This window comes from Caulobacter sp. FWC26, from assembly GCF_002742645.2.
In the GTDB taxonomy this organism is placed as follows: domain Bacteria; phylum Pseudomonadota; class Alphaproteobacteria; order Caulobacterales; family Caulobacteraceae; genus Caulobacter.
In genome coordinates this window covers 1,759,638-1,774,314 of sequence record NZ_CP033875.1, presented here as the reverse complement: position 1 = coordinate 1,774,314, position 14,677 = coordinate 1,759,638, and the positions used below count along the sequence as shown (strand labels likewise).

Sequence of the window (14,677 nt, the reverse complement as noted above, 5' to 3'; positions counted from 1 at the left end):
GGCTTTTCCTTTAGTCGATCGCTTCCCAGAGCACCTGTGCGGCGGCGACGAACACCTGGGCGGCCTGCCCCTTGGGCTCGCCGATCACCGCCGGCACGCCCTGGTCGCCACCCAGTCGGACAGCGATCTCGATCGGCACGCGGCCCAGCAGCGGAACGTTCAGACGCGCGGCTTCGGCGACCCCGCCGCCCTCGCCAAAGATCGGGATTGGCGCGCCCGTCGAGGGATCGGCGAAGAAGGCCATGTTCTCGATCAGTCCGAGGATCGGGGTCGCGGTCTTTTCGAACATCGAGGCCGCCCGGCGCGCGTCGATCAAGGCGATCTCTTGCGGCGTGGTCACCAGCACCGCGCCGTCGATGCGGAGCTTCTGCACCAGGGTCAACTGCACGTCGCCGGTGCCGGGCGGCAGGTCGACGACCAGCACGTCCAGCGGCTGCGCCTCCGAACCCCAGGCCACGTCGTGGATCATCTGGCGAACGGCCGACGAGGCCATCGGCCCGCGCCAGATCATCGCCTTGCCCTCGTCGACGATGAAGCCGATCGACATCAGCTTGACGCCGTGGGCCTCCAGCGGCTGGAGCTTATCGTTCTCGAACAGCGGATCGCCGTCCACGCCCATCATCTTGGGGGCCGAAGGGCCATAGATGTCGGCGTCCAGCAGGCCCACCCGAAGGCCCATCCTGGCGAAGGCCACGGCGAGATTGGTCGACACAGTCGACTTGCCGACCCCCCCTTTCCCGACGCCACGGCGATGACATGGCGCACGTGCTTGGGCTTCTCCGCCTCCGGCGGCGGGGCCATGCGAGCCTGCGGGTCCTCAGTGATCTTGGCGCCCTTGCGAACGCGGGTCGCGCCCTCGGCGGCCTGGGCGGTCAGCACCACCTGCGCCTGCTCGATTCCCGGCAGGCCAGCCAGGGCCTTCTCAGCGGCCTCGCGGACCGGCGCGTAGGACGCCACGACGCTGGCGGGGACCTCCAGCATGAATCCGGCGCGACCGTTACGGACGACCAGGCCCTGGACCAGACCCGCCGTCACCAACCCCTGCCCGCTGGCCGGGTCGGCGATGCGGTCCAGCGCCACGCGGGCGTCTTCGAGGGTTGCGGTCACGGGCGGAGCCTCCTGGTCGGGGGCCTCATATCCGCGTGACCAGCAGTCATTTCAAGTGCGTAGCGGCCCTAACGCTCAACGACCTTGCGCTGCATCGGCGCCAGCCTGGCCAGCAGCTTGTTCTGGACGGCGAAGGGCACGCCTTCCTTGTCCATCGCCCACTGCAGGTTCTCGACCAGGGCGTTGAAGTCCTTGTTGGTGACGCCCATGTCCTTGTGAACCGACGCCATGTCGCGGCCGGTATAGACGCAGCCGCCGCCCAGCACATAACAGAACTGCTCGGTCAGGGTCCGCTTCAGGCGCGGGACGTCGGTGGTGGCGAAGATCTCCTTGATCCTCGGGTCGGCGATGCTGCGATCGACCAGGTCGGAGGCGATCCGCGCCAGGCCCTCCTTGCCATGGAAGGCCTGGAAGGTCGCCGGATCAGACAGGGGTGCTGCGCCGGCGTTGGCGGGCGACTGCGTGTAGGGATCAACCGGCTTTTCACCGGGCGGCGTCGTGTCCTGGGCGAAGGCGGCCCCGGCGAACAACATGGAGGCGCCCCCGGCCAGAATGAGGGCTCTGAAGGTCTTCATGGTCATTTCCGCTTAGAAGCCGGCCTGCAGCGACAGATAGACGCCGCGCTGGTTCTTGAAGGTGGCGATGTCGCCGAGGTCCACATAGGCGGCGGTCACCGACAGGTTCTTGTTGATGGCATAGGCCGCAAAGAGGTCCATCCAGTCATCCTCCTTGGCGAACGCCAGATTGCTGGGCTTGGTCCGATACTCGGCGCCCACCACCAGCCGCTTGCTCAGCATATAGCCCGCCGAGCCTTCAAACTGAGGCTTGTAGCCATCGGTCCCGCCGAACCCGAGCAGCCCCGTCTGGTTGGCCTTGGTCAGCCGCACCGCGCCGCTCAGCACCAGAGACTTGTCGAGCAGGATCTTGGTGGCGGCGACATAGTAGTCGACGCCGCTATCCTTCTTGGCGCCGAGCGCCCGGACGAGGGCGTCCTGATTGTTATCCTTGTACTGCGCGCCGACCGCGATCTGTGGCAGCCAGCGGTCTTGGTCATAGACCGCGTCACCGATCACCCGCACCTTGGCGCCCAGAACGGTCTGCTTGAACTTGAAGCCGCGCCCAAGACCAAGCTTGGCGCCGGTCGCGCCGGTGTCGAACACCTGCTGGGTCGCCGACAGCTCGACGCGATCGCGATAGCCCACCGCCGCGCCGAAGGCGCCCAGCTTGTAGTCATCAACGCCGACGTGCGTGTAGTGGACCTCGCCGCCGACACCGCGATTGGTCGCTCCACCGGCGATCACCGCCCAGGTCGCCAGACCCCCGCCTGCGCCGCCCTCCAGCGCGCTGACGCCGTGCGTCAGCAGAAGCTTCCCGCCGGTCTCGATCTCCCCAGCCGACGCGGCGCCCGCCAGAGCTGCGAACAAGAAGATGGTCGCCACTGAAACTGGCTTCATAGGCCCCTCCAAGAGAGCTGATCGCGAGTCCGACGTCCCGCACCGGACGTTCACACCTTGTTATCCAAAGCTTTTACAGAAGGTTTCCGACTAGGCGACCGCCATGAACTTTCCAATCCAGTTCCAGCTGGTCGGAAAATCTGCATTAACGGCGATTTCACCGGCGCTTAGGTAGAGCTAGACGTATGAAGCGTCTGGCGACATCACTTATTGCTCTGTCCATTGGCGGATATGCCCACGCTGGCGATCTGACCATCTCGGTGCGTAGCGTCGATGGAAAGCCCGTTCCGGACGCAGTGGTCATGGTCTATCCAAACGGACAGCCCACGAAGGGCCCTATCAAGTTCCCATGGGCATACCGGATCTCGCAGCAGAACATTCAGTTCAACCCGTTCATGCTGGTGGTCCCAGTCGGCGCCGACGTGCAGTTCCCGAACCTCGATAAGGTTCGGCATCACGTCTACTCGTTCTCCTCAGGCAACAAGTTCGAGATCAAGCTCTACGGTCACGAGGAGAACCGCACGGCGAGGATGAACGCGCCGGGCGTCGTGGCCATTGGCTGCAATATCCACGACCAGATGGTCAGCTTCATTCGCGTGGTGGACACCGCCTACGCCGGCAAGACCGATGCGAATGGCGTCGTCACGGTCCGCGATGTTCCAGCTGGCGCGGTGACCGCCAAGGTCTGGCACCCTTATTTGCGCGCCATGAAGAATGAGAAAGCCCTGGCGACTGCCAATGTCGGCGCCGGGGCCGTGCGCGAAGCCGTTACGGTCGAACTGCGCCAACCCTCTGGCCGTCACTAGGTCGGCGATGTTCCAGCGCCTCCAGACCAAGCTGACCGTCCTCTACGCCGGGCTCTTCGCCCTGGCGCTGAGCGTCGTGGCCGTGACGGTCTATGTGGCGATCGCCAACAACGCCCAGCGCGCTGTACGCCAGGAGCTCGCCGCGACCGGAACGGTGTTCGACCGGGTATGGGCGCTTCGCACGCAACGCCTGCAGGACGGCGCCGAGCTGCTCTCCCGTGACTTTGGTTTCCGCGCCGCAGTCGCCACCCATGATCGGGCGACCGTGGAGTCGGCCGTCACCAATCTGCGCCAGCGCCTGGGCCTGGACCTCGCCTTCACCGTCGGCGTTGATGGCGATGTCGTCGGCATTGATCCGCGCCGTCTGGATCTCGAAACCTTGTGGACCGCGTTGGACGCCGAGGACGGCGCGCTGGGGGTGTTCGCCGTCGATGGCCAGCCCTATCAATTGATCTCCGCGCCAATCCTGTCGCCGACCCTAACAGGCTGGGTCGTCTTCGCCGCCAAGCTTGACGAGCGTGAGATGCAGGCGCTGGAGAAGCTCTCGGCGATCAGGCTGGACGCCCAAGTCTTTACCCAGCGCGGCGACGCCTGGGTCTCCGCCGATCAAGCGCCCGCTGCAAAAGCGCTAGCGGCGTATGTCGCAAAAGCAATGCGAGAGAAGTCCCTGGCCCCCTCCAGGCTTCGTAGCGATGGCGACAGTCTGGTGCTGGTGCAGCCTATCCGCACCCTCGACCCAACACGCGGCGCGGCCTTGGTGCTGCGCTATCCTATGGCGCTCGCCATGGCGCCTTACCGCCCGCTGATGGCGGCGGTCATCGTGGTCGGGCTGATCGGCGCGGCCCTCGTCGCCGCCGCAAGTTGGGCGCTGTCGCGAGGCCTCGCCAAGCCGATCACCGCGTTGGATGAAGCGGCTCGCCGCTTGCAGCGCGGCGAGAATGTCGTCGTCGAGGTCACCACACGCGACGAGATCGGCCGACTCGCCGAAAGCTTCAACCTGATGGCCGGAGAGATCCGCGAGCGTGAGGCGGAGATGGTCCATCAAGCGCTGCACGACGCTGAGACGGGCTTGCCAAACCGCCGCGCGCTGGAACGGTCTATCCAGACCCGCCTGCTCAGCTTGGCGGAGGGCGAACAACTGGTCATCGGAACGATCGGCTTCGACCGCTTCACCCAAGTTCGCGCGGCGATTGGCTACGAACTGGCGACGGAGCTCGTCGCAAAGCTAGGTCGACGCGTTGGCGAGACCACGCCCGGCTTGGTCGTGGGGCGACTGACCACCTCGGTCCTGTGCGTCATCTCGACCGCCACCCACATCGATGAGGTCCTGGCCCGAGCCGAAGGTCTGCTTCCCAGCCTCGAAGCCCCGGTGCAGATCGGCGGCGAGCCGGTCGATGTTCACATCACCTTCGGCATGGCGGCGGCCAGGGCCGGCGACAGCGACGCTGCGAGGCTGATCGAGCACGCCCTGATCGGACTGGACCAGGCCCGCGCTAGCCATAAAAAGCTGATGGTATTCGACGCCGAGGCCTATGGCGATCCGGCCTCCAACCTGTCCCTGATGAGCGAGATGCTGGAGGCGGTCCGCCACGGCGGCCTGCTGCTGAACCACCAGCCCAAGCTCGACCTGCGCTCGGGTCGGATCACCGGGGTCGAAGCGCTGGTTCGCTGGAACCATCCGACACGAGGTTTTCTGCGGCCGGACCTCTTTGTGGGCATGGCCGAGGAGACAGGCCATATTCGGGCCTTAACCGACTACGTCCTCGCCCAAGCCATCGAGGACCAAGCGCGTCTGCGCGCGGCGGGCCACGAGGTGATGGTGTCGGTCAACATCTCGGGCCGGCTGATCGACGATCAGGCCTTCGCCGAGCACGCCATCGCGCAAGTTTCGGCCGCCAAGGCCAATATCTGTTTCGAGATCACCGAGACGGCGGTTATCGGCAATCCGGACATCGCCCTGGCGGTGTTGGCCCGACTGGCCGAGGCCAATATCCGCGTGTCGATCGACGACTACGGCTCAGGCCTGTCGTCCTTGGCCTATCTGAAGCAGATCCGCGCCGACGAACTGAAGATCGACAAGATGTTCGTGACGGCCCTAGCGTCCGGCGGCACCGATGCGTTGCTCGTGAAGTCGACGGTCGACCTGGCCCACAGCCTCGGCATGAAGGTCACTGCCGAAGGCGTCGAAACTCGCGAGGTGATCGCCGCCCTGCAGCTGATGGGCTGTGACCTTGCGCAGGGCTATCACGTCGCCAAGCCGCTGGCCGTCGAACCGTTGATCGCGTTCCTAGACGCGTGGTCGATCGACCTGCCGGTCGATACCGAGAGCCGTCGGATCGCCTGATCGTTCAGGCCGAGGCCTTCAGCAGATCCAGCACGTGGTGCAAGCTGTCGGCGATGTGCACGCACTTTTCGTGCATCTCCTCGTTCGGATCGAGGATATCAGGCACCATCACCGTCATCATTCCCGCCGCGTGAGCGGCGCGGACACCAGGGTGGGAGTCTTCCAGCGCCAGACAAGCGAGCGGATCGACTCCAATACGGCGCGCCGCTTCCAGATAAGGATCGGGGTGCGGCTTGTGCCGGGTGACGTCATGGTGAGCGACGACGGCGTTGAAGCGCGGCAACAAGTTAAAGCGACCCAGATAGCGCTCGACCGCCGGCTTGCCGTTTGATGTGGCGATGCCGCGCGGCAGGCCCCGGTCGTCGAGGAAATCCAGAATTTCGATGACCCCCGCCTTGAGGCGCGTTTCGGCCTCGAGCAGATCCTCGACATCGGCCCAGACCCGCTCGAAATAGCTTTGAACCGGGAAGGTCTCGCCGAAAAGTTCGCGCAGCATGACGCCGCATTCGGGCGTCGTCTTACCCACCATCGCCGCGTAGATCTCGCCGGTGAAGCCGATGCCGAACACCTGGCCGGCTTCGATCATGGCTGCGCGATAGACGATCTCGGTGTCCAGCAGCAGGCCGTCCATGTCGAAGACCACGGCCTCGACGCGGCGGGGGAAACTCACGCGTGGAACTCCTCGGCGTTGTAGCCCTGGAAGTAGAGCAAGGTGGTCAGGTCAGTGTGATCGACCTTGGCGTCGGCTTGCGCCGCCACGATCGGCTTGGCGCGATAGGCCACGCCCAGGCCCGCCGCCTCGATCATCGCCAGATCGTTGGCGCCGTCGCCGACCGCCAGGGCGTCAGCGGGCGTCAGACCAAGCGCCGCGGTCTCTTCGCGCAAGGCGGCCAGCTTGGCCTCCTTGCCCAGGATCGGATCGCCGACCGCGCCGGTCAGTACGCCGTCCAGTTCGATCAGGGTATTGGCGCGGTTCAGGTGGAAGCCCGCTACTTCGGCCACGCGGCTCGTGAAGAACGTGAAGCCACCCGACACCAGCGCGCAGCGCGCGCCGTGCTTGGCCATGGTCCGCACCAGCGTCTCGGCGCCGGGGTTGAGCTTGACCCGCTCGTCGTAGCAGGCCTGCAGCGCCGAAACGCCCAGCCCCTTCAGCATGCCGACGCGCTCGCGCAACGCGCCCTCGAAGGCCAGTTCGCCGCGCATGGCGCGCTCGGTGATCTCCGATACCTGCGCCTTGACCCCGGCGAAGTCGGCCAGTTCGTCCAGGCACTCGACGTTGATGATCGTGGAGTCCATGTCGGCGATCAGCAGGCCCTTGCGGCGGTTCACCACCGGCTGGATCGCGAAGTCCACAGCCAGGTCCTCCAAGGCCGCCTTGACGGGCTCCACATCGCCGCCGTCGACAAAGAAGTCTGCGGCCAGCGGCCCCAGGCTTTCGCGACGGCTGGACAGGGCCGCTTCGACGCGCGAAACGGCTTGTGCGTAAGCGTCGGGGTTTGCCCCCACGACGGTGAGGACGGTCGGAATGGTGGAGAGCTCGGACATCGCGTCCCGCATCTGGCTGATCGCGGGCCCGACCGCAAGCGGCAAGTCCGCCTACGCCCTGGATTTGGCCGAGCGTATCGGCGGCGAGATCGTCAACGCAGACTCCATGCAGATTTACGCGGGTCTGCGCGTGCTCACCGCCGGCCCTTCGCCGGAAGAGACCGCGCGGGCGCCGCATCACCTTTTTCAGGTCGTCGACCCGGCCATCGGCTGGTCGGTCGGACGCTGGCTGGAGGCGGCGTCTCAAGTCCTCTCCGAAATCCAGGCCCGCGGAAAGCCCGCGATCATTGTGGGCGGAACTGGACTCTATTTCCGCGCCCTGACCCACGGCCTCGCTGACGTGCCCCCGGTGCCGGAAACTCAACGCGAGATCTCTAGCCTGCTCTACGCGGCGCGGGGGGAGTCCGAATTCCGCGAGATCCTCAGGTCGCTGGACCCTGAAGCCGAGGTGCGGATCGAGACGGGCGACCGCCAGCGCTTGGTTCGCGCACACGCCGTCGCCATCGCCACTGGCAAGTCCCTGACCGCCTGGCAGACCGACACCAAGCCCGCCCTCGCCCCCGGGACCTGGAAGGGTCTTGTCCTGGATCCGCCACGGGCCGAGGTCTACGCGCGCTGTGACGCGCGATTGGCTGTCATGGTCGAACAGGGCGCTCTGGACGAGGTTCGCGCCGTGGAGGCCCGAGGCCTGGACCCCGCCCTCCCCGCCTTGAAGGCCGTCGGCTACCGCGAGTTCGCAGCCCACCTTCGCGGTGAAACCACGCTGGACCGAGCCCTGGACGCCGCACGCCAGGAAACCCGCCGCTACGCCAAGCGGCAACTGACGTGGTTCCGTAACCAGACGCCGGATTGGGAAAGGATCAGCCCGTGACCCTGATCGAAGAGATTGCCGCGCTGCTGAAGGCGCGGGGCGAGACCATCGCGGTATCCGAGTCCTCCACCGGCGGACTGATCTCGGCCGCGTTGCTGAGCGTCGAGGGCGCGTCGGCCTACTACCGCGGCGGCGCGATCGTCTACACGCCCAAGGCCAGGGCGGCGTTGATGGGCGTGACCAGGGAGGAGATGGGCGAGATGCGCTCGGCCAGCGAGCCCTACGCCCAGTTCATGGCGCGCACCGTACGCGAGCGCATGGCTGCCACTTGGGGTATAGCCGAGACGGGCGCCACAGGCCCTTCGGGGAACGCCTATGGCGACGCCGCCGGCCACTGCTGCTTGGCGGTGTCCGGCCCTGTCTCGCTAAGCTTGGTCATCGAGACGGGCCACGGCGATCGCGCCGCGAACATGGAGGCCTTCCGGGATACGGCGCTCAAACTCCTCCTCGAAGCGCTGCAGACCTGACGTCGTTGGCGAGAAAAAGTCGCCGTAGAGATCACTGCAGCGACGCTGCGTTTCCCAGCAGCCGCCCCGAGGGGTGAAACCTACCCCTTGGAGAACCCGATCCCGGCAAGGTCACATCACCGCGAGAGGCACAACCTTGCGGCAAAGAGCGCCTTGACGCTCCATCTTGCGCATGTCATGACCCATTCCGTAGCTTTGGAGCAAGACTAGTGCGCAAAACCATGATCGTACTTATGGAGCGGCCGTTCGCGGGGTGACCTCGAAGTCACGTCGTAGCTCGGTCGCGCGCGCAAAGGTCCTTCGGGACCTTTTTTCTTTTCCAGCCCCCTCTTCGCCTCTTATCTCCACCGGATCTTCCCATGACCGCCCACCAGACCATCGAGAGCCAAGCTCCGACCGAAACCAACGATCGCGCCATGACCGGCGCCGAGATTGTGGTTCGCGGCCTCGTGGACCAGGGCGTCGAGGTGCTTTTCGGCTATCCCGGCGGCGCGGTCCTCCCGATCTATGACGCGCTGTTCCACGAGCCGCGCCTGCAGCACATTCTCGTCCGTCACGAGCAAGGCGCAGCCCACGCGGCCGAGGGCTACGCCCGCAGCTCGGGCAAGCCGGGCGTCGTCCTGGTCACCTCGGGTCCCGGCGCGACCAACGCCATCACCGGCATCATGGACGCCCTGATGGACTCGATCCCGATGGTCGTCATCACCGGTCAGGTCCCGACGCACCTGATCGGCACAGACGCCTTCCAGGAAGCTGATACGGTTGGCATGACCCGCTCGTGCACCAAGCACAACTACCTGGTCAAAGACGTCCGCGACCTGCCGCAGATCATCCATGAGGCCTTCAAGATCGCCACCACCGGCCGCCCCGGCCCGGTGCTGATCGACATCCCCAAGGACGTTCAGTTCGCCAAGGGCGAATACTACGGTCCGACCGAAGTCGCCTCAAGCCACGCCTATGCGCCGCGCACCAAAGGCGACGCGGGGCGGATCGCAGACGCCGCTAGAATGATCGCCCAGGCCCGCCGTCCGATCTTCTACACCGGCGGCGGCGTCATCAACGCCGGTCCCAAGGCCAGCGCAGCTCTGCGCGAGTTCGCCGCCCTCACCGGCGCACCGGTCACCTCGACGCTGATGGGCCTGGGCGCCTTCCCGGCAGCCGATCCGGCCTGGCTGGGCATGCTGGGCATGCACGGCACCTTCGAGGCCAACAACGCCATGCACGATTGCGACGTGATGATCTGCGTCGGCGCGCGGTTCGATGATCGCGTCACGGGCCGCCTCGACGCCTTCTCGCCGGGCAGCAAGAAGATCCACATCGACATCGACCCGTCGTCGATAAACAAGAACGTCCGCGTCGACCTGCCGATCGTCGGCGACGCCGGCTCGGTCCTGGAAGACCTGATCGCCGCCTGGAAAGCCGCGAACCTGCAGCCCAACAAGGCCGCCCTGAGCGACTGGTGGGCCCAGATCGACCAGTGGCGCGCGCGCCAGTGCCTCGCCTATCGCCGCTCTGACTCGGTCATCAAGCCACAGTACGCCATCGAGCGCCTGTATGAGCTGACCAAGGACAAAGACGTCTACATCACCACGGAAGTCGGTCAGCACCAGATGTGGGCCGCGCAGTTCTTCCGCTTCGAGCAGCCGAACCGCTGGATGACCTCCGGGGGCCTGGGCACCATGGGCTACGGCCTGCCCGCCGCCCTGGGCGTGCAGCTGGCCCACCCCAGCAGCCTGGTCGTCGACATCGCCGGCGAAGCGTCGATCCAGATGTGCATCCAGGAGCTGTCGACCGCGATCCAGTTCGATCTGCCGGTCAAGATCTTCATTCTGAACAACGAATGGATGGGCATGGTCCGCCAATGGCAGCAACTGCTGCACGGCGAGCGCTACAGCCACTCCTATTCGGACAGCCTGCCCGACTTTGTGAAGCTGGCTGAGGCCTACGGCGCGGTCGGCATCCGCTGCGACGACCCGGCGGAACTGGACGCCAAGATTCTGGAGATGATCAACAGCGACAAGCCGGTGATCTTCGACTGCCGTGTCGAGAAGCACGAGAACTGCCTGCCGATGATCCCGTCGGGCAAGGCGCACAACGAAATGATCATGGGCGAGGTTGAGGATATCGGCAACGTCATCGGCGAGGACGGCGCGGGGTTGGTCTAAGACCCCTCGCCCTTCTGCAACCCTTTGGCTTAGAAGCGATCCATGACCGCCAACGTCCAACCCGCCCCCGCCTCGGCCTACGACCTTAGCTCCAAGGACCAGGTCGAACAGTCCGCCACCTTCGCCCTACTCGTCGACAACGAGCCGGGCGTTCTGCACCGTGTGGTCGGCCTGTTCGCCGCGCGGGGCTACAACATCGAAAGCCTCACGGTCGCCGAGACCGACCGCAAGGCCCACACCAGCCGGATCACCGTGGTGACCCGCGGCACGCGTCAGGTGCTCGATCAGATCGAAGCCCAGCTGAACAAGGTTGTGAACGTCCGCCGCGTGCACGACGTCACCCGCGACCCCAACGGCGTCGAGCGCGAGTTGGCGCTGGTTAAGGTGCGCGGGTCGGGCGTCGATCGCGTCGAGGCGCTGCGGATCGCCGAGATCTTCCGGGCCAAGCCGGTCGACACCACGCTGGAAAGCTTCGTCTTCGAGATCTCCGGCGCCCCGTCCAAGATCGATAAGTTCCTCGATCTGATGCGTCCGTTGGGCCTGGTGGAACTTTCACGCACCGGCGTCCTTTCCATCGAGCGGGGCTTCGAAGGCATGTAGCGGAGGCAGGCGATGGCCCTGACCGGACTGATCGCGGGGCTTGCTCTCGCCATCGCTCAGCAGGACGCCACGCCCGACCCCGCCGCGTGGTGGTCCCCGGAAGTCCCGCGCCCACCGGCCGTTCTCGATCCACTGGGCGGACGCCGATGGGCGCGCGATGAACGCCCCATTCCCATCAATAATGGCGTGGATCCCCTGCTCTATCGCCTGTGGGGGCTTCCACCGCTTCAATCCCAGATCGTCCGCGACGGCGAACAGGTGGTCGAAGCCTGGGCTCGCCCCTCCGGCGACGTACGGCAAGCCGTCATACGAATTACGGTGCGTCGCGACGGCCGCGCGTTCATGCAGGCTCGAGCCGGTCTCGGTTGCTGCACGCCGGAAATCGGTCGTCGGGTCGACATCAACGCAGAACTGCCGCCCTCCGCCGTGAGCGCGATGAAGGCTCTGGCTCTGTCACCTGCCTGGAGCCAGCCGCAGTCGGTGACGGTCGACTATGGCGGCGGCGCGGTCTCGGCGGTCTGCGTGAACGGCGTTTCGTGGGATGTCACGCTTCTCGTCCCAGGTCAGGCCCGCCACCTGCGGCGTGCGTGCGACGACGCCGAGATCGGGTCGATTGCACCGGAACTGATGACGATGGTCGGCGCCGCCCTGGGTCACGACGCCCGCTTCGACGCCGCAGTTCCAAGGCGCTCGGACTTTACCCGCCAAGCCGCCGCCTACGGAATGCTGCTGCAATCAGGCGGACGGCTCGTGGCAAGCGACCGTCCTCAACCGCCCCCCGTCGCCGCCGAGCCTGCCCCTGACGGGATGAGCCACCCGCTGCGCCCGTGATCGCCAAAGCGGCGGAGACCCTTCCCTACGCGCCCTTCGCCCCCTATATTCAACCTGTCCGGCTTCGGCCGAACTATGGGGATAAACGCGCACGTAATAAGCGGACTGGACCCGGGTGCGATTCCCGGCGGCTCCACCAAATCTCTCCCAAGTTATCATGGGATTGCATGGGGCCGATCAGCATCGACAGACGTGTAAAGGTGTATGCTTTCTCTCGGCTTGGCCCACCGTTTCGGGCCTTTATCTAAATGCGAACGATAACTTCGCTGAAGAGTTCGCCGTCGCCGCGTAATGCGGTGCAGGTGAATTCGCCTCTTAAGTCCTAGGGGTTCAGATCCCTAGGCGGGGCCCGGAGGGAGCCTGCCAACAGAATCCCTCCACTTTCCACCACATCGCCGAGGCTCCCTCCTCTTATTCGTGAGGGCATGGGGGAGCCTGCCAACAGAATCCCTCCACTTTCCACCGCATCGCCGAGGCTCCCTCCTCTTATTCGTGAGGGCATGGGGGAGCCTGCCAACAGAATCCCTCCACTTTCCACCGCATCGCCGAGGCTCCCTCCTCTTCTTCGTGAGGGCACGGGGGCGCCTGCCAACAGAATCCCTCCCCCTTCGCCTCAGATCGAAAGGGATTCCGGTGTCGCCCGCTTTGCGCGTGGCTCGTGACGCGCTAGGTTCGGAATCTCGTTTTCAGTTCGAAGTTTCACGCCGAGCATGTCCCAGACCGAACCGCCCGAAGACCTCATGCAATACGAGGCCATGGCTCAGGACGCCCTGCGCGGCGTGGTCAAGGCGGCCCTGAAAAAGGCCGCTGCGCCGGGTGGCCTGCCCGAACCTCACCACCTCTACATTACCTTCAAGACCAAGGCCGCCGGCGTATCGGGCCCCCAGGACCTGCTGTCGAAGTATCCCGACGAGATGACCATCGTCCTGCAGCACCAGTACTGGGACCTCGCGCCGGGCGAGACCTTCTTCTCGGTGACCCTGAAGTTCGGTGGCCAGCCCAAGCGCCTGTCGGTGCCGTATGCGGCCCTGACCCGCTTCTACGACCCGTCGGTTCAGTTCGCGCTGCAGTTCTCGGCGCCTGACATCGTCGAGGATGAGCCCGAGCCGGATCCCGAACCTGAGGACAAGGCGCCCAGCGCCGCTTCGGGCGAGGACGGACCCAAGATCGTCTCCCTGGACCAGTTCCGCAAGAAATGACCGATATCGCCTCGGACGCGCCGGAAACCCTGACGGACGAGGCGATCCTCGCTCGCTTCCGTGCGTCGACGCGGCAACCGACCGGCTCCCAGACGCTGGGCTTCGAGTTGCTGGCCGTCCGTCAGGCCGAACGCGAGGTGGAGGTCGGCTTTACCGCACGCGCAGAGCTGCTCTGCAATCCGATGGGCCAGGTCCAGGGCGGCTATGTCTGCGCCATGCTGGACGAGTGCATGTCGGTGGCCGGTATGATCACTTCCGGCATGACCCACGTCGTCCCTACGCTGGAAATGAAGACCAGCTTCCTGCGACCGGCCATGCCGGGCTCGCTGCGCGGGGTCGGCCGGGTCGTGAAATGGGGGCGAAGCATCTGCTTCATGGAAGGCGAGCTGTACGACGCCGAGGGTCGTTTGCTGGCCAAATCCACCGGCACGGCGATGCCCACCCCCTTCGCCAATTTCAAGAAGAAATAGGGGCAGGCGATGCGAAGGGCGGCGGCGGTCATTGGACTTCTGGTTTTGCTCTTCTCGCCCGCCTCGGCGACGTTCGCCGGCGGACCGTTCTCCAACTGGACCGCCGTCGTCATCGCTGGTGATTTCCATGCTCACTCGGGCGGCCCGACCGAAGCTTTCGACAACGCCCGCCGCGACGTGACCAAGACGCTGGCCGGCATGGGCTTCCAGAGCGCGTCGATCCAGCAGTTCTCGGTCCGCCCCGAGCGCTATCCCGCCGAAGCCCCCGCGCGGGCCAAAGCCCAGACCATCTACGAAGCGCTTCGCACACGGGCAGAGACCGCCAAGTCCGGCTGCCTCTTCTACATCAGCACCCATGGCAGCCCCGAGGGCGTGATTCTGGGCAAGGAACTGCTTCGCCCACACCTGCTGGCGGCGATGCTGAACGAGGCTTGCCCCGCCAGGCCTAGCATCGTTGTGATTTCGGCCTGTTTCTCGGGCGTCTTCATCCCGCCCTTGCAGAAGCCGGACCGGCTAATCCTGACGGCCGCCCGGCCTGACCGCGCGTCGTTCGGGTGTGGCGAGAGCGACAAGTATCCGTTCTTTGACGAGTGCTTCCTGTCCGCCGCCCCCGGCGCCCGAGACTTCGCTGCGCTCGGCGCGGGGGTCCAAGCCTGCGTGTCGCGCAAGGAGAAGGAGACGGGCGCAGAGCCCGCCTCGGAACCTCAGATCTGGGTCGGCCCCGCGCTCCGGCCGCTGCTGCCGCTCTACGCCTTCAACAGAACCTCGCCGAACGCACCCTAAGGCGCGATCGGGTTTGACCCTGGCGGTCAGCACGT

General features: G+C 65.7%; 15 protein-coding genes, 1 other RNA gene and 1 pseudogene. 12 read left to right on the top strand and 5 right to left on the bottom strand.

The window, feature by feature from the left end; genetic code table 11:
• Window positions 1-10: 10 nt before the first annotated feature.
• The 3 genes and pseudogenes from CSW63_RS09895 to CSW63_RS09885 all read right to left on the bottom strand — a co-directional run bounded on the left by CSW63_RS09895 (window position 11) and on the right by CSW63_RS09885 (window position 2,561).
• A pseudogene (locus tag CSW63_RS09895) lies at window positions 11-1,107 on the bottom strand (Mrp/NBP35 family ATP-binding protein).
• A 68-nt stretch (window positions 1,108-1,175) separates the two neighbouring features.
• On the bottom strand, window positions 1,176-1,682 hold the full coding sequence (locus CSW63_RS09890; protein WP_197425283.1) for a group 1 truncated hemoglobin: 507 nt from the start codon (window positions 1,680-1,682) through the stop codon (window positions 1,176-1,178).
• 12 nt (window positions 1,683-1,694) lie between these two features.
• Window positions 1,695-2,561, bottom strand: coding sequence for a DUF3034 family protein (locus CSW63_RS09885; protein WP_062097858.1), 867 nt, complete (start codon window positions 2,559-2,561; stop codon window positions 1,695-1,697).
• 185 nt (window positions 2,562-2,746) lie between these two features.
• Between CSW63_RS09885 and CSW63_RS09880 the strand changes: the two genes are divergently transcribed.
• Window positions 2,747-3,367 carry a hypothetical protein gene (locus CSW63_RS09880; protein WP_062097860.1) on the top strand — a complete coding sequence of 207 codons (621 nt, stop codon included), beginning with the start codon at window positions 2,747-2,749 and terminating at the stop codon, window positions 3,365-3,367.
• 7 nt (window positions 3,368-3,374) lie between these two features.
• On the top strand, window positions 3,375-5,711 hold the full coding sequence (locus CSW63_RS09875) for a bifunctional diguanylate cyclase/phosphodiesterase (RefSeq protein ID WP_062097862.1): 2,337 nt from the start codon (window positions 3,375-3,377) through the stop codon (window positions 5,709-5,711).
• A 4-nt stretch (window positions 5,712-5,715) separates the two neighbouring features.
• Here CSW63_RS09875 and CSW63_RS09870 read toward each other — a convergent pair whose 3' ends face one another.
• Window positions 5,716-6,381 (bottom strand): HAD family phosphatase, encoded by a 666-nt coding sequence (locus CSW63_RS09870; RefSeq protein WP_062097864.1) that lies wholly within the window; start codon window positions 6,379-6,381, stop codon window positions 5,716-5,718.
• Entirely contained in the window at window positions 6,378-7,256 is an 879-nt protein-coding gene (gene serB, locus CSW63_RS09865; RefSeq protein ID WP_062097876.1) for a phosphoserine phosphatase SerB, read from the bottom strand. Before serB ends, CSW63_RS09870 begins: the two co-directional genes overlap by 4 nt.
• Here serB and miaA point away from each other — a divergent pair.
• From miaA to CSW63_RS09815, 10 genes are all read left to right on the top strand, one after another.
• Window positions 7,237-8,127, top strand: coding sequence for a tRNA (adenosine(37)-N6)-dimethylallyltransferase MiaA (gene miaA / locus CSW63_RS09860; protein ID WP_062097875.1), 891 nt, complete (start codon window positions 7,237-7,239; stop codon window positions 8,125-8,127). The genes serB and miaA overlap by 20 nt on opposite strands.
• Window positions 8,124-8,594, top strand: coding sequence for a CinA family protein (locus tag CSW63_RS09855; RefSeq protein WP_062097865.1), 471 nt, complete (start codon window positions 8,124-8,126; stop codon window positions 8,592-8,594). Before miaA ends, CSW63_RS09855 begins: the two co-directional genes overlap by 4 nt.
• Window positions 8,595-8,803: 209 nt before the next feature.
• Window positions 8,804-8,851 (top strand): hypothetical protein, encoded by a 48-nt coding sequence (locus CSW63_RS09850; RefSeq protein WP_024265762.1) that lies wholly within the window; start codon window positions 8,804-8,806, stop codon window positions 8,849-8,851.
• A 102-nt stretch (window positions 8,852-8,953) separates the two neighbouring features.
• Complete coding sequence (locus tag CSW63_RS09845) at window positions 8,954-10,759, top strand: acetolactate synthase 3 large subunit (protein WP_062097867.1); 1,806 nt, start codon at window positions 8,954-8,956, stop codon at window positions 10,757-10,759.
• Between the two features lie 42 nt (window positions 10,760-10,801).
• Window positions 10,802-11,359, top strand: a complete 558-nt coding sequence (ilvN, locus tag CSW63_RS09840; protein WP_062097870.1) for an acetolactate synthase small subunit — start codon at window positions 10,802-10,804, stop codon at window positions 11,357-11,359.
• A gap of 12 nt (window positions 11,360-11,371) precedes the next feature.
• Window positions 11,372-12,190 (top strand): hypothetical protein, encoded by an 819-nt coding sequence (locus CSW63_RS09835; RefSeq protein WP_062097872.1) that lies wholly within the window; start codon window positions 11,372-11,374, stop codon window positions 12,188-12,190.
• 17 nt (window positions 12,191-12,207) lie between these two features.
• Window positions 12,208-12,572: a transfer-messenger RNA gene (gene ssrA, locus CSW63_RS09830) on the top strand.
• 328 nt (window positions 12,573-12,900) lie between these two features.
• On the top strand, window positions 12,901-13,389 hold the full coding sequence (locus CSW63_RS09825) for an SspB family protein (protein ID WP_062095271.1): 489 nt from the start codon (window positions 12,901-12,903) through the stop codon (window positions 13,387-13,389).
• Window positions 13,386-13,859 carry a PaaI family thioesterase gene (locus tag CSW63_RS09820; protein WP_062095269.1) on the top strand — a complete coding sequence of 158 codons (474 nt, stop codon included), beginning with the start codon at window positions 13,386-13,388 and terminating at the stop codon, window positions 13,857-13,859. The genes CSW63_RS09825 and CSW63_RS09820 overlap by 4 nt, the downstream gene beginning before the upstream one ends.
• 9 nt (window positions 13,860-13,868) lie before the next feature.
• Window positions 13,869-14,642, top strand: a complete 774-nt coding sequence (locus tag CSW63_RS09815) for a C13 family peptidase (protein WP_062095267.1) — start codon at window positions 13,869-13,871, stop codon at window positions 14,640-14,642.
• Window positions 14,643-14,677: the final 35 nt, after the last annotated feature.